The organism is Rhizobium sp. WSM1328, from assembly GCF_057653715.1.
On record NZ_CM172788.1, the window covers coordinates 2655589 to 2673640 of the forward strand.

An 18052-nucleotide genomic window follows, 5' to 3' on the forward strand; every position below is an offset into this window, starting at 1 on the left:
GCCTCATTCGGCACAACCCCGGCTCTGGCTGCATGTCATCCGGTATAGGCGACCGCGCAGCTGACGCGGAAAGCGAGGCGCGAAACGCCGACCGCCGATACAGAAGCGACGTGCTCGGACCTTACTGCCGTGTTGGACGTTGATGCTCCGAACCTTGAATCGGTCGCATGACTGACCGAGTTATGCCGTAGCCGAACCGCTCGAGTTGCCTGATGCCGCGTACGAACCTGAACGATATCCTGATCTTCATGGCCGTCGTCGATGCCGGAAGCTTTATCGCCGGCGGCCAAACCATGGGCCTGTCGCGTTCAGCGGCAGGCAAGGCTGTCATCCGCCTGGAAGACCGGCTCGGCGCGCGTCTGCTCAACCGCACGACGAGAACGTTGAACCTAACCGACGAAGGCCGGATGTTTTACGAGCGCGGGCTGCAGATCCTTGCATTGGTCGACGAGGCGGAGGCGAGCGTTGCGGGGCAGAACAGCACGCCGCGAGGCGTTCTCCGGCTGACCGTTCCCGATGCCTTCGGGCGGCTTGTCGTGCTGCCTTTGCTTGAAAAATATCTTCAGGCCTGGCCCGACATCCAGGTCGAAGTGAGCTTCACCGATCGCCTGGCCGACATCGTCGAGGAAGGCTTCGATCTGGCGATCCGGATCGGCGCGACGGCGACGGACACCCGCCTGGTCTCACGCGTGATCGCCACCTATAAGGCACGGCTCTGCGCCTCGTCGGCCTACCTTGCCGAGCGCGGCGAGCCCCGCGATATCGACGATCTCGCGGTCCATGACTGCCTGATCTTCGCCGGCCGCAATCAAAGGCAGGGCTGGCGCTTTCGCGGGGAAGGCGGTTCCTGGATCAAGGCGCAGGACCGCAGCCGCTTGAGGCTCGACAGCGCAGAGGCGATCCGCGACGCCGCCCTGGCGGGACTGGGCATCGCGCTGCTTCCCGATTTTCTCGTCGCCGACGATCTCGTCACCGGCCGCCTCCGGCAGATCCTGCCCGACCTCGAAACCGACGACGTAAAGATCGTCACGCTCTATCCCGACAAGCGCCTGCTGGAACCGCGTGTCCGACGCTTCATCGATCTGATGGTCGAGGAGCTTGGAGACCAGAGCGAGGCACGCAACCGCGACGCTAGGTCTGGGTGATAGGCTTGTCGAAGCCGCGGAAGCTCTTCAGCGCCAGGGGAAAGAGGGTTGCGGCGAGATAGGCGAGCCCGGTGAGCGAGAGCGCCGCGGCGAGGCCGATCGTGCTGATCAGGGCGCCGCCGACGAGGCCGCCGAAGGGGATGAGCGCGAAGCAGAGGGCGGCGTTCATCGCGGTGACGCGGCCGGTCAGCGGCTTGGGGATGCGCTCGAAGATCACCGCCGACAGGATCGGATTGAGGAAGCCCGAGGCAAATCCTGCGATTGCCAGGGTGAGGAAGATGATGGGGAGTGGCGCATCCAGCGCAATAACGAGAAAGCGCGGAAATCCGGTCAGCAGGAAGGCCACGGTATAAACCATCAGGCGCGGCATCCGCTCGCCGATCGCAGCGGCAATCGCAGCACCCGCGATCGAGGCGCCGGTGAAGGCCGAAAACATCGCCCCCAGCAATTCCGGGCCATGGCCTGAGCTCCGCGTCCAGACGGGCAGCAGCACCGCGTGATAAGCCTGGTCCAGCAGGTTAGTGGTCGCCACCATGATGACAATGCTGACGAGCACCGCGTCGCCGCGCAGAAAGCGCCAGCCTTCCCTGAGATCGCCGAGATAGGAGGACATCCCGCCCGGCCGGGCCTCGGGCATGCAGCGCAGCTCGGGGACGCGCCGCAATCCGGGGATGCCTACTCCCACAATCAGCGCAGCGGCGGCGAAGGTGACGGCATTGACCACCAGCGCTTGGCCCGGGCCGATCAGGCCGATCAGCGCGCCGGCGCCGGCCGCACCCGCCGTCGAGGCCAGCCGCTCGATGGCACCAACGAGGCCTGTCACCCGCTCGAGCGGCACCGCCGCCAATTCGGCAATATCAGGCACCATCGCCTGTTTGGCAGCATCGGATGGACCGCGCAGCACACCCATGGCAAAGACGACAGGCAGCAGCAGCGACATATCAAGCAGGCCGAGCCAATCGAGCAGCGGCACCAGCATCACCACGGCCACCGAGGCGGTGTCGCAGACGACAGCGATGCGTTTCGGGCCGACGCGGTCGATCAGCGGCCCACTGAGCGCCTTGGCGGCGACATAGGGGAGCATCTCCATCATCGCTGTCAGCCCGGTTAAAACGGGGCTGCCGGTCGCGCTCAGCACCAACCAGGGAATAGCGATGGTCGACAGCCGCGTGCCGGAAAGCGAAAGCGTCTCGGCCGCGGCAAGCGCCAGGAATGGCCCACCCTTCCTCATGACCCATCATCTTCCTCGCGATGCGGGAGCCGGCCCGGATAGGGAAAGGCGTGCAGCATGATCGAGAAGGGAACCATATCCGGGGGTGCCAGCTCCCCCAAAGGCGGAGCCACCCGTATCGCTTCGAGAATGGTATCGGTCAGCCGCTTGGTCAGGGCTTCGGCCTGTTCCGCCGTCATCGGGATGATGATGTCGCTGGCCGTGCTCGCCTTGCGCCATTCCGCCGGCAGCTCGGCATATTCCTCCAGCGCCTGCTGCATCTGACCGACCTGCAGAGAGAGTATCGCCTGGTTGAAGGCGAGGTCGAGATCAAGCGCTTCACCCTCGGCCTCGCTTGCCGGCACCGAGGTGAGCTCGTGGCTGGCGCGCCACCAGCGGTCGCGCCGCGAAGCATGCGGCGCTTCCTCGATGAAGCCGTATTGGGCGAGCTGGCGTAGGTGATAGCTGGTCGCGCCGCTATTCAGCCCGAGCCGCACTGCCAGTTGCGTCGCCGTGGCGGGTCCATCGACCCTGAGCATGCCGAGCATGCGCAGCCGGACAGGATGCGTCAGCGCCTTCAGCGCGGTGGGATCGGGCACGACGCGGCTGAGGGTGCGGGGTGCGGTGACGGATTGAGCAGGCTGCGGGCGCGGGTCTTTCATGCCGGAAGCCTACTATTACAAAGACATCTTTGCAAAGCTTTCTTTGCGTAAGTGCAAGTGCCCTGTCCGCAGCTCAATCCTCAAGCAGGGTGAAGACCGCGCAAGGGTCGGCGATGCCGCGCAAGGTGTGCTCGCCGAGCGGCATCAGCGCCGTCGCCGTATTCGCCGCCACCGCGCCCGAGATCAACACGCTTCGGCTGAGCGGCTTGCACAGCCCTTCCAGCCGGCTGACCAGATTGACGGCGGAGCCGATAGCGGTGAAGTCCAGCCGGTCGGCAGCACCAATATTCCCCCACAGGATCTCGCCGAAGTGCAGTGCTGCGCCGAAGGGCAGCGGCGCTAGCCCCTGCGCCTGGCGAACTTGATCGAGATGGGCCATGCCGGCGCGGCTGGCGGTGACCGCGCGCAACGCTGCCTCGCAAGCCTCGCGATCCCCTCGGCCTGTGTCGCCCTCGCTCGACGTAGCCGTGACCGGAAAGATCGCCAGCACGCCGTCGCCGATGAACTTCAGCACCTCGCCCCCGAAGGCATGCACGGCGCCTGCGACACGGTCGAACCAGGCGTCCAATGCGGCGATCATCACGTGAGGCTCGGTCACCTCGGAGAGCGCGGTGAAGTCGCGCAGATCGGCGCAGAGAAGGGCTGCGCGGATGGTCTCGCCAGTGCCGCGGGCAAGCGCGCCGGCCTGCACCCGGGCGGCGCTGCGCCGGCCGAGATAGGCTTCAAGCAGCGCGGCCCGCGCCTCCCGCGCCGCCAAAGCGGCGAGCGGGGCTACGGAAAAACGCGCGACTTCGCGCAGCAGGCCAGCCTCGGTCGGGCCGAATGCGCTGCCCCCTGCCCCGTTGGCGATACCCGCCCAGCCGAGTATCGGACTATCCTGCGAAGGCCCGATTCTCTCCTCCCATACCGGTCCGAGCCCAGCCAGCCACTCGCGCCCAGCCTCGCTCTGCGGCGCCGCGGCAAAGGCCAAAGCCTCGATGACAGCATCGGTCTCGGCTCGCCACAGCCAGGTGCGCCGCGCGATGATCGGATGCGGCACCGAAAGTGTCAGCGCGCCGCCGGAAATCGGCAGGCCATCGGCCAGCAACCGGCGCCCGAGCTCGGCCAGAAACCGTTCGGGACCAGGCGAGGCCCCGGCCTCGTCAACCAGCCAGGCAAGGGGAGATGGCAGATCCATGGCTTAACATCGCACGCTCGCCGGGACGTCCGCAAGGATATCCCTCGGGGTGACCGCTGGCGGTCATCCCTGGGTGCGACAAGCCGACGTTCGCACGTCCATCAGGACACCCCGCGGGTGTCCGTGAAGAGATTCCCATAGACTCAAGCTGTCGCCCCAAAGGACGTCCACTCCCCTGTCGAAAACCCTTCGACGCGGTGGAAAACAAAAAATAAACACTTTAAACTCGCGCGACTTTGATTCCATTATAGGGCCGTTCGTCATCGTGTGATTGAGGGGTACGATGGGCACGGTATTCTGGCCGAAAGATCCGCTGGATGGGAATGACATGACGGTGCTGACGTCGATCCTTCGGCGATGGTGCGAAAGGTATCAGGTCGAGCTGACGGCGGAAGAGAGCAGCCGCAAGGCAAAGGAACTCGTCGAATGGTTCGAATTCGGCGTCAAGGATCCCGTCGAGCTCGAGGAATTGATCGACGACAAGCACTGGCTCGTCAGCAGGATCTGACCCTCTCGGGTAAATCGGGAGAACGCTGGCTGTCAGCGTCGGCGACGCTTTTTCATGAGAAAAGGCCGGGCGAAAATCGCTCCGGCCTTCGTCCATTTACATCTAAGCGAGACTTTTAGTCATTATCCCGCCAACGCCGGTCGCGATCCCAGCGCCGCTCATGGCGCCAGCGCGAGCCATCCCAATCGCGGTGACGCCGCTCCCAGCCCCAGCGGGGCGGACCACCGTAGAAAGCTACCGGCGGCGGGCGTCTCCAGCTTCGCCGGCATTCGCCCCAGCGCGTCAGATGCCAGCCGCGACCGCAGGCGTAGTCGACCTTTGTGACACTGCTCTGGACATTGATTGTCCCCATCGGCATTGCCTCCGCGGTACCGATCGAGAGGCTGCCGGCAAGCAAGGCAGCCGCGATAGAAAGTGCCTTCATCGTGAACTCCATTTTCAATCCAGCCGTCCGCAGATTAGGACCGCTAAATTGAACTGGAGATGAACTGCGCGTTCATGTTTGCGGTAGCAAAAGAAGCGCTTCCGCACGACCCGCTTGGGCGCTCGCCGACCGTTGTTGTCACAACCGCAAGCGCATCAGAGACGCCCCGCTGCCGGCAAATTTGTTCATGTCCGGCCGTAAAAAGCGTCGGGACCCGGATCCCGCCCGGCGGCGACTTCGGTCAGGCGCCCCAGGTAATGCGCCCAGCCTTCCGCATGGCCGGCGAATTGATCGGCGCTGGGCAGGCCGCTATGAGTGAGCCGCAACAGCGTTCCGCCCTCCTGTTCGATCAGGTCGATCTCGACCAGGCTCGACCCCGGCGGCACCGCTTCGCTGCCGTCCCAGCCGAAGCTGTAGGCAAGGCGATGAACCGGCACCACCTCACGAAACGAGCCGCGCGCAAAGCGGGCGCCGGTGACGTTGACGAGATAGAGCCCGCCGGGCTGCGGCTCGACCTGCGCTTCCGTTCCCATCCAGCGCAGGATCTTCTCCGGATCGGTCATCAGCGCAAACACCGCGGCCGGCGGCGCCGCAATATGCGCCTCGCGGTGAACGACGAAAGATTCTGGCATCACTCTCTCCCATGGTTGTCACGGCCTCGCCCAGGCGGAGACAGCGCGTCCTGTCTTGTCGTGCTTCTGACGTGGATGTCCTCACAGAGAGCATGTAGGCGCAAGCTCCTCCTTCGCAAGAGGGATTGCCCGCCGCCATCGGCGAACGAGCGAAATCGCCGCTTGGGGAGCCTGATCCAGCTCCGGCCGCGAAAGCATATCGACCTATTGCCAGCCCGCCGCCTTCCCCCTATTGTCCGCGCCGTTCTCAGGGCGGGGTGCAAGTCCCTACCGGCGGTATGCAATTTCGATTGCGAGCCCGCGAGCGCCTTCTTAGGAAGGGTCAGCAGATCAGGTGAGATGCCTGAGCCGACGGTCATAGTCCGGATGAAAGAGAACGTGCGTTCCTGCCGCCCTTGCGGCTGTCGGGAACGTTCGTGATCGCCTTGGGTGATGTGTCTGTTCGCCAAAGGAGATTACCGTGACACCCACCCGCTACGCCTTCGTCAAAGCCAGTTGGCACGCCGACATCGTCGACCGCGCCCTTCATGGCTTCCATCAGCTTATTCCGCCCGAGCAGGTCGACGTGTTCGACGTCCCCGGCGCATTCGAGATGCCGCTGCTTTCCCGCGATCTTGCGGCAACCGGACGTTACTGCGCGGTCATTGCCGCCGCCTTCGTCGTCGACGGCGGAATCTACCGCCACGAATTCGTCGCCCAGGCCGTCGTCGATGGGCTGATGCGCGCCGGCATGGATACGGGCGTGCCGGTACTGTCGGTCTCACTGACGCCGCATCAGTATCAAGAAACCGAGCACCACAAGCAGATCTACCGCGCGCACTTCGTCGAGAAAGGCCGCGAAGCAGCAAAAGCGGCTCTGACGATCGGCAAAACGCGCGCCGCTCTTGCCGCGTAGTCAGCGGTTCGACGAATAGAGGAACGCAGGAGATGAAGACGGCGGTGCACTCCCGCCGTCGACCGCATCAGATCGACTTCACCTCGCCGCCATCCATGCGTAGCGCCGAGCCGGTCATCCAGCGGGCACCCGGCGACACCAGGAAGGCCATCAGTTCGGCGATTTCCTCCGGCTCGCCGTAGCGGGCGATGCCCGCCTGCTCGGGGAAATGCGCGGTCGCCTCCTCCACGCTCACACCGTGCAGCGGCGCCCAGTGCTCAAGATAGGAGCGGCGCCGGCCGGTCATGACGGGACCGGGCAGCACGCTGTTGACCTGCACGCCATCGGTGATGCCGCGATCGGAAAAGGCCTTGGCGAGTGCGACGATGGCAGCATTGATGGTACCGACCGCCGCATACGGCGCCTTCGGAAACACCGCCGAATTGCCCGACATCAAGACGACGGAGCCCTTCGCCTCTCTCAGCGCCGGCCATGCCGCAACCGTCAGGCGCCTCGCGCCGTGCAGCTTTAGCGCCAGCCCGTCTTCCCACTGCGCATCGGTCATCTCGAAAAGATCGATCTGCGGCACACCGCCGGCGATGTTGAGCAGCGCATCGATGCGGCCAAAGGCGCCAAGCGCCTGATCGACCACGGCCTGCGCCGCTTCCGGCTCGGCGAGGTCGGCGCCGATGACGAGGGCTTGCGCGCCGCCCGCCCTCACCGCCTGCGCGGTCTCCTCAAGATTGGCGCGGTTGCGGGCGACCAGCACCAGCGCGGAAAAATCGCGCGCGAGGCGCTGCGCCGTCGCCTGGCCGATACCCTGGCTGGCGCCGGTGATGATGGCAACTGTATCAGACATGTCGTCTCTCCTGTTGGCTTGGGCGACCGCCCGCCCTTCCGGCGGGCAGCGCCTGGTTCTGCTCTCAGCGGGCCAGAAAATCGCGGATCGCAGCCGCGATCTCTGCGGCATGCGTTTCCAGCGCGAAGTGGCCGGTGTCGAGGAAGCGGACGACCGCATTGGGATTATCGCGCTTGAACGCCTCGGCGCCGGGCGGCAGGAAGAACGGATCGTTCTTGCCCCACACGGCCAGGAACGGCGGCTTGTGGGTGCGGAAATAATCCTGAAAGGCAGGATAGAGCGCGACATTGCTCTTGTAGTCGCCGAAGAGGTCGAGCTGTATGTCCTCGACGCCGGGCCGCGCCAGATAGAAATTGTCGAGCGAATAGCCGTCGGGCGAAACCGTCGTCGGATCGGCAACCCCATGCGTATATTGCCAGACCGTCGTTTCCGGCTGCAGCATCGCCTTCAGCGCATTGCGGTTCTCCTCGGACGCATCCTCCCAATAGGCCCGGATCGGGTTCCAGCCCTCGCTCAGGCCCTCGACATAGGCGTTGCCGTTCTGCGAGATGATCGCCATGATCCGGTCAGGATGTTTCACGGCCAGCCGGAAGCCGGTCGGCGCGCCGTAGTCGAACACATAGACGGCGTAACGATCGAAGCCGACGACTTCGGTGAAACGATCGATGGTCGTGGCGATCCCGTCGAAAGTGGCGCCGCGTGCCGGCAGGTCGGATCGTCCGAAGCCCGGAAGATCGGGCGCGACGATGTGGAAGCGATCGGAGAGCAGCGGCATCAGGTCGCGGAACATGTGGCCGGCGCTCGGAAAGCCGTGCAGCAGGAGCAGCTTCGGAGCATCCGGCGAACCGGCCTCGCGATAGAAGATGTTGAAGCCGTCGACGTCGGCGGTGCGGTATCTGATGGTGGACATGACAGTCTCCTTTGCTGTGATAACTTGATTGGTATTTCCGGTCTGGTTATTCCGCCTGCCCTTGCTGGCGGCTGTTGAAGATCTCCGGCTGGAGATAGAGAACGAGGGCGCAGCAGATCAGGAAGAAGCCGAGGAGCGGTACGAAGGGAGCAACGAGCCCCGCCACGGCAAAGATCGCCAGGCCGATGAGCGTCCGCCGGCGCGCCAGGCGGCGGGCGGGTTCCGGCATGGCGCCCGCCTCGGCTTGCGCGAATATCTCGCGCTCGAACATCAGATAGGCAGCATTGACCAGCACGAAGACCGCGGCATAGACGGCAACCGGCATCGGCGCGAGGCCGGTCCTCGCCATCCAGGCCGTCGTGAACGGCAGCAGCGACACCAGGAAGAGGTGCACGAAGTTGATCCAGATCAGCCGGGTAGAGGCAAAGCGCACCAGCCGCAGCAGGTGATGATGGTTGATCCAGATGATCGCGATGAACAGGTAGCTCAGCGCATAGCTGACCAGGATCGGCCAGAGCGAAAGCACGGCTGATATGTCGGGAACCTCGGGCGCCTTGAGCTCCAGCACCATGATGGTGATGATCACCGCGATCATGGCGTCTGAAAAGGCGCTCACCCGCTCGGTCGTCATCTTCTCTCCGTGCATCTCGATTTCCTCCTCATCCCTTGTTTTGACAGTTGAATTCAGGCTGCCACCGCGGCGGCCGCCTCCCTGACGATGTCGAGCACGGCGGCAGGCGCCGTAACGATTGGCGTGTGATCGGCGGCGTGTGAGCGCACCCGCGCCTGCATGCGCTCGGCCATGAAGCGCTGATTGTCGGCAACGATCATCCGGTCCTGTTCCGCGATCAGGAACCAGGCCGGACGGTCCTTCCAGAGCGGGCGCGGCACGGGAACAGTGATGCAGGCCGGCGAGATCGGCCGCTGTACGGCGGCAAGCACCGCCTGCTCACCCGCCTCGGCATTCTGCGCGAATGCGGTGCTAAAAGCCTCTTGCGGCAGATAGATCAGGCCATGACTGTCGGGCGCGAGCTTCGGCGCCTTGGGGTGCGGCTCGCCGCGATAGAAGATATCGGCGACCGTCTCGCCTTCATCAGGTGCCAGGGCGGCGATATAGACCAGCGCCTTGACCTTCTCGTCCCGGGTCGCAGCGATCACCGCGCCGGCATAGGCATGGCCGACGAGAACCACCGGCCCGGTCACCCGCTCCAGCGTGTGCTCAAGGGCTGCGACATCGTCGCTGAAGGAGGTCAGCGGCAGCGGCACCGCGAACACGCTCAAGCCTTCGGCGGTGAGCGGCAGAATGATTTTTGTCCAGCTCGAACCATCCGCCCATGCGCCGTGGACAAATACGACATTCACACTGTTCGCGAGATTCACATTCTCGGGGGACATCAGCGTTCTCCTTGCTCTGCTAAAGTAACCTATCTAATGTATTTATGACGGTTACTCCAAGAGCGCATAACTTGTCAAGCGCCTTTTAAGAGGTTACATATCACTCATGTCTTCGAGAGACCGCCAGCGGTGCACATCGTGGCGACCGGAACAGGAGTTATGATGGACAACCGCTCACCTGCCCTTTTCGTCGGCGATGCGCTGGGACTGGATTTTTTGAATTCGATCGCCACTCCGGTCGATACGCCAGTCGACTGGATCGATGATGGCAAAGGCCTGCTGCGCTGGCTGGAGCAGGCGGGGCTCGTCCCCCATGCGACGCTGGAGGCAATGCGAGCGCAGGCGCTGCCGGGCGAACTCGACAAGGTCGCAGACCAGGCAAGGAGCCTGCGCGAATGGTTCCGGGATTTCGTCCGCAGCCACAAGGGCCACCCTCTTCCGGCAAATGCCCTGGAGGAGTTGGAGCCGCTGAACCGCCTACTCGAACGTAACGAGGGCTTCAGCCGCATCATCGCAGGACATGCCGATGCCACACTCGCACTTCAACCAATGCGCAAATGGCGCGCACCCGATGCGCTGCTGCTGCCGGTCGGCGAGGCGCTGGCGCAATTCGTCTGCACCGAGGATTTCTCCACGGTGAAGGCCTGCGAAGGGCCGGCCTGCACGCTGCTCTTCGCCGACCACACCCGAGGCCACCGGCGGCGCTGGTGCAGTATGGCGATGTGCGGCAACCGCGCAAAACAGGCAGCTCACCGGCATCGGCTGAAGGCGGATCATGAGTGACGCGCCGTCTGCGGGATCTTCGCATGGCCAGGCCGGGATCTGCCTTCAACAGGAATGGGCGTGGAATCCGCCAATGCCAGCCAAATCAGACAGAATAATTGATTCGACGGCCTCACAGCGCTGTGGTCCACTGGCCGGTGACATGTATCGCCATTCTTAACGCATCCAAAACGCCAAGGAGCTGAAGATGAGCAATGCCATGCGCAGTGAAACCCCCATTGAGACCCCGAGAACACAGCCCGTCGACACCAAGCTCGAGGTCGTCGTCATCCCTGTTTCCGATGTCGACCGCGCCAAGCGTTTTTACGACGGCCTGGGTTGGCGGCTCGACGCCGACTTCGCCAATGATGCCGATTTCCGTGTGATCCAGTTTACCCCGCCCGGCTCCGGCTGCGCGATCATCTTCGGCAAGAACGTCACCGCCGCGCCACCCGGCTCGGCCCAAGGCCTTTACCTTATCGTCTCCGACGTCGAGGCCGCCCGCCGTGATCTGATCGCCCGCGGCGTCGAGGTGAGCGAAGTGTTCCATGACGCGGCCGGCGTCTATGCCGGCAAGGACGAACCATACCTGTTCGGGCGGCTCCGCATTGCCGGCCGCGATCCCGATCACCGCAGCTATCGCTCCTTTGCCTCCTTCAAGGATCCCGATGGCAACGGCTGGCTGTTCCAGGAAGTCACCACGCGCCTGCCGGGACGCATCGACGCCGACGGGACGACATTCACGACCTCGACCGATCTCGCGTCAGCCATGCGCCGTGCGGCGACCGCGCACGGCGAACACGAGAAGCGAAACGGCGGCAAACACGACGACAACTGGCCGGACTGGTACGCCGAATACATGGTCAGCGAACAGGCCGGCAAGCAGCTACCTCTATAGGCGGTGACATCCTCTGAGAAGTAAGGGAACTTCGGTATGGCGCGCGCCATACCGAAACGCTTTATCGTGTCTTCGCCACCAATCTCACCGGTCTCCTTGCCGACGTCAGGATGTCCCCCACCCTCTCGCTGTTGCAGTCAACCGATTATCCCGTCGGCTATATCGGCCCGGACGTCGGATATGAGTCCGCCTCGCGCATTGCGGCTTCGCGCCGGCCCCATCCGCGGGGCGCAGACCGAAGTCGGATATTGGGGTGCGCCGGAAGCCTTCATTGAGATGCGGGAGACTTCTGCGACGTTATCCAATCGGAAAATGCAAGCATGGCTGCTGTTGGCGGCCTCGATTGCAGCCGGGTAAGCCAATAGCTCCCCAATGATATGGTCGTCGGAAAAGGTTGTCTAACAGCCCCCGAGGATAGATGTCTGGAAAACATCGACGGCGGTGCCAGAGCGATCCCCAGTCCTTGCAGGGCCGCTTCCATCATGGCGAGGGAAGAGTCGAAAACGATACCGGCGTTTATCTGTGCCGCCGGAGGGACGTCCGCTGCGGTAAACCACGTGCTCCACTCGTCCGCCCTATAGCTCCGCAAAAGCGTCGCCTCGACCAGATCTGCAGGCGACTTTAAACGCTCGGCCAATTTGGGTGTGCACAGAGGAGAGAGCGGAGCGTCGAACAGACGCAGCGCCTCTGTGCCGTGCCAGGAGCCGCTGCCGAAGCGAATGGCAAAGTCCAGTCCCTCGGCCGCCATATCGACGCGATTATTGTTAGTCGAAACGCGCACATCAATGAACGGATGCTGCTGTTGAAAATCCGAAAGCCTTGGCAACAGCCAGCCGACGGCAAACGTCCCGACCACGCCCAGGAACAGCAATTCCCGAACCTGCCCGGCTTCAATCCGGTCCAGCATGATCGCCATCTGATCGAAGGAAATGGTCAAGGTCGGCAAAAGAGCTTCGCCTTCTGCGGTGATTTTCAAGCCCCTCGGGAGACGCTGAAAAAGGGCAGCCCCCAATCGCTTCTCCAGGCTTTTGACCTGCTGGCTGACAGCGGCCTGGGTAACACAAAGCTCGATCGCGGCGCGGGTGAAGCTGAGATGTCTCGCCGATGCTTCGAAGGCCCTCAAGCCATTTAAGGGGAGGAATTGCCGAACCATCTTAGCCCTAGATTTTCTTGGATCTCCTCCGAGATATCATCGTTTGCTGCCGCAAAACAGTGCCATTAAATGCCGTCCTCATGCGCCTTTGCGCTGATGAAAAGCTGCCTGCGGAGGATGAAAATGAATCGTAATTGGATAAAAATTCTATCGGCCGCATTGGTCTCGACATGCATTTCCACAAGTGGCCTTGCGGCTGACGCGCTGAAACTGAAAGCCATCTCGGACGCCGCGATAAGACCAATCATGGATAAATACGGCATTCCGGGCATGGCTGTTGCCATCGCCGTTGACGGGCAGAACCACATCTTCAACTACGGCGTCGAGTCGAAGGACACGAACAGGCCCGTCAGCCCGGCGACCATGTTCGAACTGGGATCGATCAGCAAAACCTTTACAGTCACCCTCACCTCCTACGCAGACGTGACCGGCCGACTTTCGCTGTCGGACAAGGCAAGCAAATATCTGCCGGCGATGAAGGGAAGGCCGTTCGGCGATGTCGTCCTGACGGATTTGGGCACCCATACGGCTGGTGGATTTCCGCTTCAAGTTCCCGATGAAGTCAAAACCGAGAAGCAACTGATGGAGTATCTCGCAACCTGGAAACCCTCATATGCCGCCGGAACGCACCGGACATACGCCAATCCAAGCATCGGGATGCTTGGATATATAACGGCGAAAAGCATGAATGACGGTTTCGTCGCTTTGATGGAAGGCAAATTGTTTCCCTCCCTTGGATTGAAAAGCACGTTTATTGATGTGCCGAAATCGCGGATGGCGGATTATGCCCAAGGCTACAAGCGGAACGGCGAGCCGGCGCGGATGACACCTGCCATTCTTTCGTCCGAGGCCTATGGCGTGAAATCCACAGCAAGCGACATGATCCGGTTCATCGACGCGAACATGGGACTGGTCGAACTGGGCGATAAGCTCCAGCAGGCGATCAATAACACGCATAGGGGATACTTCGATGTCGGCGCGATGACCCAAGACCTTATTTGGGAGCAGTATTCCTATCCGGCGACGCTGACGACGTTGTTGGACAACAATTCCAGCGCGATGCTGAAGACCATTCCCGTCAAGCAACTGACGCCCGCAATGGAACCGCGCGAGGATGTCTGGATCAATAAAACCGGCTCAACGAATGGTTTCGGCGCATATGTCGCGTTCATCCCGAAGGAGCGGCTCGGCATCGTCATTCTGGCCAACAAAAACTATCCCAACGAGGATCGCGTCTCTGCCGCTTACCGGATACTGACTGATATAACGTCGGCGCGCTGACCCGGTAGAGCATGATGCCGAAAAGTGTACGCGGTTTTCGGACAACATCATGCTCTAACTATCTAATTCAGAACAGGATTGAGATTTTAGGCCGCCCCGGCCTAAAATCATCCTGTTCTGGCATCAACGGTCGAAGATGTCCCGCCATTGCTTCTCACCGATCAGGCAGTCGGCGCCCGTCTCGGCGCCGGCTGTTTTCTGCACCGTCGCCGGCGGGGATAGGCCACTGATCTCCAGCACCAGCTTGCGGCGCACGGCAACGGCGAAATCCTCGATTTTGCGGACCGGCAGCACGAAGGCGCCGGGACCACCGATCACACAATCCGCATAATATTTGTCGAGCCCGTTGGGTGCATCGGAGGGCCGCAGCATGATGGCGAGACCATTGATGATCATGCCGGCTTCTACCGCCTTGTCGCGGGCGGGGGTGACGGGATTGCCGGAATTGTTCGGCCCATCGCCGGAGACATCGATCACCTGGCGCCTGGACTGAAAGGGACTGGAAACGATCATGCTGGCGCCCTGGGCGATCGCGGTGGAGATCGATGTGCGCCGCTGCGTGGCAATCGGCCGGGCTTCGAGTTTATCGGCAAAAGCGATCGCATCCTCCTCCGTCTCGATCACCTGCCAGTCGATGACGGAATCCTGAACGACATAGCCAGCCCATTCGAAATAGCTGATGGCGATGCGGCCGGTCAGCCCGTCCTTCACCGCGTCGATGAATTCCTTGTGCTTGAGCGCTTCGACATAACCCTCGCGCTGGATGCCGATCTCCTCGAAGTCCATCGACCGCGAGGTGTCAACGGCAAGCACGAGGGTCACATCGACCTCGCTTCCCCCCGCCTGCGCGATGGGCACGAGGCCGGAAAGACCCATAAGCACCGCAAGTGTCGTCAGCATTGGCAATCCAATCCCTGCGCCATCCAAGCGGGAGAACTCTAACACAGCTTGGCGGACGCTGGACGCTCGCCCGCGCGTGCAGCTTCAATTTTCAGTGATGGAATCGAAAGCCCTCAATGCAAGGGAAGCCACAAGGGGGTCTTCCATGCCTTCAGCGCCTCGAGAAAGACCTGCAATCGGGAGGGCAGGAAGCGGCGTGTGGGATAGACGGCGTGCACGAAAATTTCCTCGGACGACCAGTCCGGCAACAGGCGGATGAGTTCGCCTTTTCTGATCTGCTCCTCGCAATAGGTCGAAGGCAGCAGGCCGATGCCGTGCCCGCGATAGGTGAAGGCGCTTACCGCGTCGAAATCCCGGCTCGATATCGGCCCCGACACATGCAGGCGAACCGATTTGCGACCGCTCACCAGATGCCATTCCGCCTCGCCGTTGCGGCCATTCAAGAGCACGCACTGATGGTCCTTCAGCTCTTCGGGCTTCAAGGGAAGCACCCTGCCCTTCAGATAGTCCGGTGCGGCGACCAGATAACGCACGCTCTTGCCGAGCCGCTGCGCGACGATGGTTGAATCCTTGAGGTCGCCGAAGCGGATGGCGAGATCGATGTTCTCCGCGATCAGATCGAGGAACAGGTTGGTGACGAAGAGGTCAACCTGGATCTTCGGATAGGTCTTCTGGAAAGCCGAGACGAATTCGTAGAAGACCTCCTGTCCGAAGATGACTGGCACGGAGATCTTCAGCAGACCTTCCGGTTTTCTCTGTGTCTCGGTGAGCGCGTGCTCGGCGTCGAGAAGATGGGCGAGCGGTTCGCTGCACCTGTCGTAATAGGCCCGGCCTTGCGCGGTCAGGCTCAGTTTGCGGGTCGTGCGCTGTATAAGCGTCACGCCGAGCTGCTCCTCCAGCGACGTCACCTTCCGGCTGACGGTCGATACCGGCATGCCGAGGGAATGGGCAGCACGGCTGAAGCTACCGTACTGCGCCACTTTCACGAAAACCGCGATGTCGTTCAGATCAGCCATGTTCTGATTTTTGCATGGATGCAAAAGAGAATCCAGATATTTCCATCTAATCGAGTAATGGAGTTTTCGCCATATTCACCTTGCGAAAACAAGACAACCCGATGGAGGCGCGTTCGCAGCAGCCCCATCTCGAGCGACCCCGCCTTTGCAACCGCAAGGCCCGCGTTGCCCGAACCAGATTATGGAGATCAGCATGACTACGAGAAAAACAGTCATCGTGACGGGCGCCTCCCAGGGTATCGGAGCGGGCCTCGTCAACGCTTTCATCCAGCGCGGCTACAATGTCGTTGCTACCTCGCGCCAGGTCAGCGCCTCGGAGGCTTTCCAAGCCTCGGACAGACTGGCGCTTGTCGATGGCGACATCGGCGATGCCGAAACCGCAGCGCGGGTGGCAAGGACAGCAATCGACCGGTTCGGCTCGATCGACGCACTCGTCAACAATGCCGGCATTTTTCTAGCCAAGCCGTTCGTCGAGTTCACCATGGCCGACTTCCAGAAATTGTCCTCGACCAATCTCGAGGGCTTCATCCATCTGACCCAACTGGTCGTCGGACAGATGCTCGCGCAGAAAACGGGCGGTAGCGTCGTCAGCATCACTACGCCATTGACCGATCATCCGATCGCCGGCTTCTCTGCTTCAGTCTCGATGATGACAAAGGGCGGCATCAACGCCATCTCCAAGAACCTGGCGATGGAATATGCGAACGAGGGAATTCGCTTCAACATTGTCGCTCCTGGCGTGGTGGACACGCCGCTGCACAAGGACAATCCGAAGGATTTTCTGAAGACGCTGTCGCCGATGGCAGGCATATCAAACGTCGAGGAGATCGTCGACGCAGTCGTCTTCCTCACCGAAGCGCCGCGCGTAACCGGGGAGGTGCTGCACGTCGACGGCGGCGCACATCTGGGCAGATGGTAGACCATGCGAAAGCGCAGGCAGCCGGCGCGGAACGACGGCTGCAGGAACTCGGCATCACACTTCCCCCGCCGCCGACGCCCTTTGGGGCCTATGTCGAAGCGATAAGGACCGGCAACCTGGTCTTCTTCAGCGGGATGCTGCCGGTCGTCGGCCACGAGCCGCGGTATATAGGCCGCGTCGGCGGCGCGCTGACGGCCGAAGACGGCCGGCAGGCGGCTGAAACGGCAACGCTGAGCGCGCTCGCAGCCGCCAGGGACTATCTCGGCTCGCTGGACAGGGTCGTCAGGGTCGTCAAGCTCGGCATCTATATCGCGACCGAAGGCGATTTCCGCGACCATCCGAAGGTCGCGGACGGCGCATCCGAAATGCTGCTTGCGGTCTTCGGCGAGGAGAAGCTCTCCGGCCGCGTCGTGCTCGGCGTCGCTAGCCTGCCTTTAGGTGTGCCGATCGAACTTGAACTTGTCCTTGAGGTCGAGGGCTGAATGGGGGCGGTACCGGCGCGGCATCGTCCGAGGTCCCTTATCCTGAGGCGCGTAGCCCGCAGGGCGAAGCCTCGAAGGACACGCTCCGGCACTGCTCCTTGCATCTACCGACCGCCGGCGCACCCGCCTCGTCCTTCGAGGCCCCTGCGGGGCGCCTCAGGATGAGGCTCTCGTGAGCGCGGCCGCGGCCGACCGATAAGCTCAAAGCATCACACCCTCACACCGCCACCAACAGCAGCACATAGGCGATCACGCTCACCATCAGCCCGCGGAACGCGAAGGTGACGCAGCGGTATTTGCTGCGGGCGATAGCAGAGAGGATGTTGGCGTTTTCGAGATATTGGTCGAAGAGGTAGCGCTCGTCGCGCCGCAGTGCCGCCTCGAAGAACAGGTCGCGATGGTTCTGCCAGGCGCCCCAGAACAGCGAGGTAGATGTGTCCAAACGGCGCGGCAGCACGACGAGGATCGCCGATAGGATGGAAAAGACCGAGGCGGCGGCAAGCAGGCCCGAGAAGAGCATGCTCCCTGGTGTCCCGGTCGCGTAACGCGCCAGGCTGAAGACCGCCCTCACCTCGCTGGAACTCACCAGGAAGGCCAGCATAAAAGTAAAGATATAGGCGGCTTTCTGGTCTGAGATCTTGATCTGATCGTAGAATATGTCGTTGATTTTCTTGATATGGTCAAAATACCCGACACCAATGTCACCTGTCGACGGTTCGCTTGGCATAAGTTCAGTTGCACTCTCGAATTCGCTCACATGAATACTCCACCCAACAAGTGTTTCCCTGATATTACACTTCACAGAGAATTCAAGAACACGTGTGCAATGTGCTTGACTTTTCTTT

The 18052-nt window shown here is 62.1% G+C and carries 21 protein-coding genes and 1 riboswitch; of the genes, 8 read left to right on the forward strand and 13 right to left on the reverse strand.

From position 1 onward, the window contains the following. Positions 1 to 212: 212 nt before the first annotated feature. On the forward strand, positions 213 to 1145 hold the full coding sequence (locus AC2444_RS13550; RefSeq protein WP_012758124.1) for a LysR family transcriptional regulator: 933 nt from the start codon (positions 213 to 215) through the stop codon (positions 1143 to 1145). On the opposite strand, the gene AC2444_RS13555 is transcribed toward AC2444_RS13550, so the two are convergent. The 3 genes from AC2444_RS13555 to AC2444_RS13565 all read right to left on the reverse strand — a co-directional run bounded on the left by AC2444_RS13555 (position 1132) and on the right by AC2444_RS13565 (position 4194). Continuing rightward, entirely contained in the window at positions 1132 to 2376 is a 1245-nt protein-coding gene (locus AC2444_RS13555; RefSeq protein WP_012758125.1) for an MFS transporter, read from the reverse strand. The genes AC2444_RS13550 and AC2444_RS13555 overlap by 14 nt on opposite strands. Then, entirely contained in the window at positions 2373 to 3017 is a 645-nt protein-coding gene (locus AC2444_RS13560; protein ID WP_012758126.1) for a winged helix-turn-helix domain-containing protein, read from the reverse strand. The genes AC2444_RS13555 and AC2444_RS13560 overlap by 4 nt, the downstream gene beginning before the upstream one ends. Before the next feature lie 73 nt (positions 3018 to 3090). After that, positions 3091 to 4194 carry an adenylate/guanylate cyclase domain-containing protein gene (locus AC2444_RS13565; RefSeq protein WP_012758127.1) on the reverse strand — a complete coding sequence of 368 codons (1104 nt, stop codon included), beginning with the start codon at positions 4192 to 4194 and terminating at the stop codon, positions 3091 to 3093. A gap of 283 nt (positions 4195 to 4477) precedes the next feature. Between AC2444_RS13565 and AC2444_RS13570 the strand changes: the two genes are divergently transcribed. Continuing rightward, on the forward strand, positions 4478 to 4702 hold the full coding sequence (locus AC2444_RS13570; RefSeq protein WP_012758128.1) for a hypothetical protein: 225 nt from the start codon (positions 4478 to 4480) through the stop codon (positions 4700 to 4702). A gap of 115 nt (positions 4703 to 4817) precedes the next feature. Here the strand turns inward: AC2444_RS13570 and AC2444_RS13575 are convergent, their stop codons facing one another. Together AC2444_RS13575 and AC2444_RS13580 are read right to left on the reverse strand one after the other, a co-directional pair. Further along, positions 4818 to 5126, reverse strand: coding sequence for a GCG_CRPN prefix-to-repeats domain-containing protein (locus tag AC2444_RS13575; protein WP_012758129.1), 309 nt, complete (start codon positions 5124 to 5126; stop codon positions 4818 to 4820). A gap of 185 nt (positions 5127 to 5311) precedes the next feature. Further along, complete coding sequence (locus tag AC2444_RS13580) at positions 5312 to 5758, reverse strand: SRPBCC family protein (protein WP_128450391.1); 447 nt, start codon at positions 5756 to 5758, stop codon at positions 5312 to 5314. A 239-nt stretch (positions 5759 to 5997) separates the two neighbouring features. After that, positions 5998 to 6140: riboswitch (FMN riboswitch) on the forward strand. A gap of 78 nt (positions 6141 to 6218) precedes the next feature. Between AC2444_RS13580 and AC2444_RS13585 the strand changes: the two genes are divergently transcribed. Beyond that, positions 6219 to 6653, forward strand: a complete 435-nt coding sequence (locus AC2444_RS13585; RefSeq protein WP_012758131.1) for a 6,7-dimethyl-8-ribityllumazine synthase — start codon at positions 6219 to 6221, stop codon at positions 6651 to 6653. Positions 6654 to 6720: 67 nt separating this feature from the next. On the opposite strand, the gene AC2444_RS13590 is transcribed toward AC2444_RS13585, so the two are convergent. From AC2444_RS13590 to AC2444_RS13605, 4 genes are all read right to left on the reverse strand, one after another. Continuing rightward, entirely contained in the window at positions 6721 to 7491 is a 771-nt protein-coding gene (locus AC2444_RS13590; protein ID WP_012758132.1) for an SDR family oxidoreductase, read from the reverse strand. A 64-nt stretch (positions 7492 to 7555) separates the two neighbouring features. Then, entirely contained in the window at positions 7556 to 8401 is an 846-nt protein-coding gene (locus tag AC2444_RS13595) for an alpha/beta fold hydrolase (protein ID WP_012758133.1), read from the reverse strand. Between the two features lie 46 nt (positions 8402 to 8447). Further along, positions 8448 to 9047: a TMEM175 family protein gene (locus tag AC2444_RS13600; RefSeq protein WP_012758134.1), complete on the reverse strand. Its 600-nt coding sequence runs from the start codon at positions 9045 to 9047 to the stop codon at positions 8448 to 8450. 38 nt (positions 9048 to 9085) lie between these two features. Further along, positions 9086 to 9796, reverse strand: a complete 711-nt coding sequence (locus AC2444_RS13605) for an alpha/beta fold hydrolase (RefSeq protein ID WP_012758135.1) — start codon at positions 9794 to 9796, stop codon at positions 9086 to 9088. Between the two features lie 162 nt (positions 9797 to 9958). Here AC2444_RS13605 and AC2444_RS13610 point away from each other — a divergent pair, with 162 nt between their 5' ends. Both AC2444_RS13610 and AC2444_RS13615 read left to right on the forward strand, forming a co-directional pair. Continuing rightward, on the forward strand, positions 9959 to 10579 hold the full coding sequence (locus tag AC2444_RS13610; RefSeq protein ID WP_012758136.1) for a CGNR zinc finger domain-containing protein: 621 nt from the start codon (positions 9959 to 9961) through the stop codon (positions 10577 to 10579). Positions 10580 to 10766: 187 nt separating this feature from the next. Continuing rightward, on the forward strand, positions 10767 to 11456 hold the full coding sequence (locus AC2444_RS13615) for a VOC family protein (RefSeq protein WP_012758137.1): 690 nt from the start codon (positions 10767 to 10769) through the stop codon (positions 11454 to 11456). Positions 11457 to 11724: 268 nt separating this feature from the next. Here AC2444_RS13615 and AC2444_RS13620 read toward each other — a convergent pair whose 3' ends face one another. Then, positions 11725 to 12609: a LysR family transcriptional regulator gene (locus AC2444_RS13620; protein WP_012758138.1), complete on the reverse strand. Its 885-nt coding sequence runs from the start codon at positions 12607 to 12609 to the stop codon at positions 11725 to 11727. A 123-nt stretch (positions 12610 to 12732) separates the two neighbouring features. Between AC2444_RS13620 and ampC the strand changes: the two genes are divergently transcribed. Beyond that, entirely contained in the window at positions 12733 to 13890 is a 1158-nt protein-coding gene (ampC, locus tag AC2444_RS13625; protein WP_012758139.1) for a class C beta-lactamase, read from the forward strand. Positions 13891 to 14013: 123 nt separating this feature from the next. On the opposite strand, the gene AC2444_RS13630 is transcribed toward ampC, so the two are convergent. Both AC2444_RS13630 and AC2444_RS13635 read right to left on the reverse strand, forming a co-directional pair. Next, positions 14014 to 14790: a DUF1194 domain-containing protein gene (locus tag AC2444_RS13630; RefSeq protein ID WP_012758140.1), complete on the reverse strand. Its 777-nt coding sequence runs from the start codon at positions 14788 to 14790 to the stop codon at positions 14014 to 14016. 113 nt (positions 14791 to 14903) lie between these two features. After that, entirely contained in the window at positions 14904 to 15806 is a 903-nt protein-coding gene (locus AC2444_RS13635) for a LysR family transcriptional regulator (RefSeq protein WP_012758141.1), read from the reverse strand. Between the two features lie 193 nt (positions 15807 to 15999). Here AC2444_RS13635 and AC2444_RS13640 point away from each other — a divergent pair, with 193 nt between their 5' ends. Beyond that, positions 16000 to 16725, forward strand: coding sequence for an SDR family NAD(P)-dependent oxidoreductase (locus AC2444_RS13640; protein ID WP_012758142.1), 726 nt, complete (start codon positions 16000 to 16002; stop codon positions 16723 to 16725). Continuing rightward, entirely contained in the window at positions 16719 to 17207 is a 489-nt protein-coding gene (locus AC2444_RS13645; protein WP_012758143.1) for a RidA family protein, read from the forward strand. Before AC2444_RS13640 ends, AC2444_RS13645 begins: the two co-directional genes overlap by 7 nt. A 217-nt stretch (positions 17208 to 17424) precedes the next feature. On the opposite strand, the gene AC2444_RS13650 is transcribed toward AC2444_RS13645, so the two are convergent. Then, positions 17425 to 17964: a Pycsar system effector family protein gene (locus tag AC2444_RS13650; protein ID WP_012758144.1), complete on the reverse strand. Its 540-nt coding sequence runs from the start codon at positions 17962 to 17964 to the stop codon at positions 17425 to 17427. Positions 17965 to 18052: the final 88 nt, after the last annotated feature.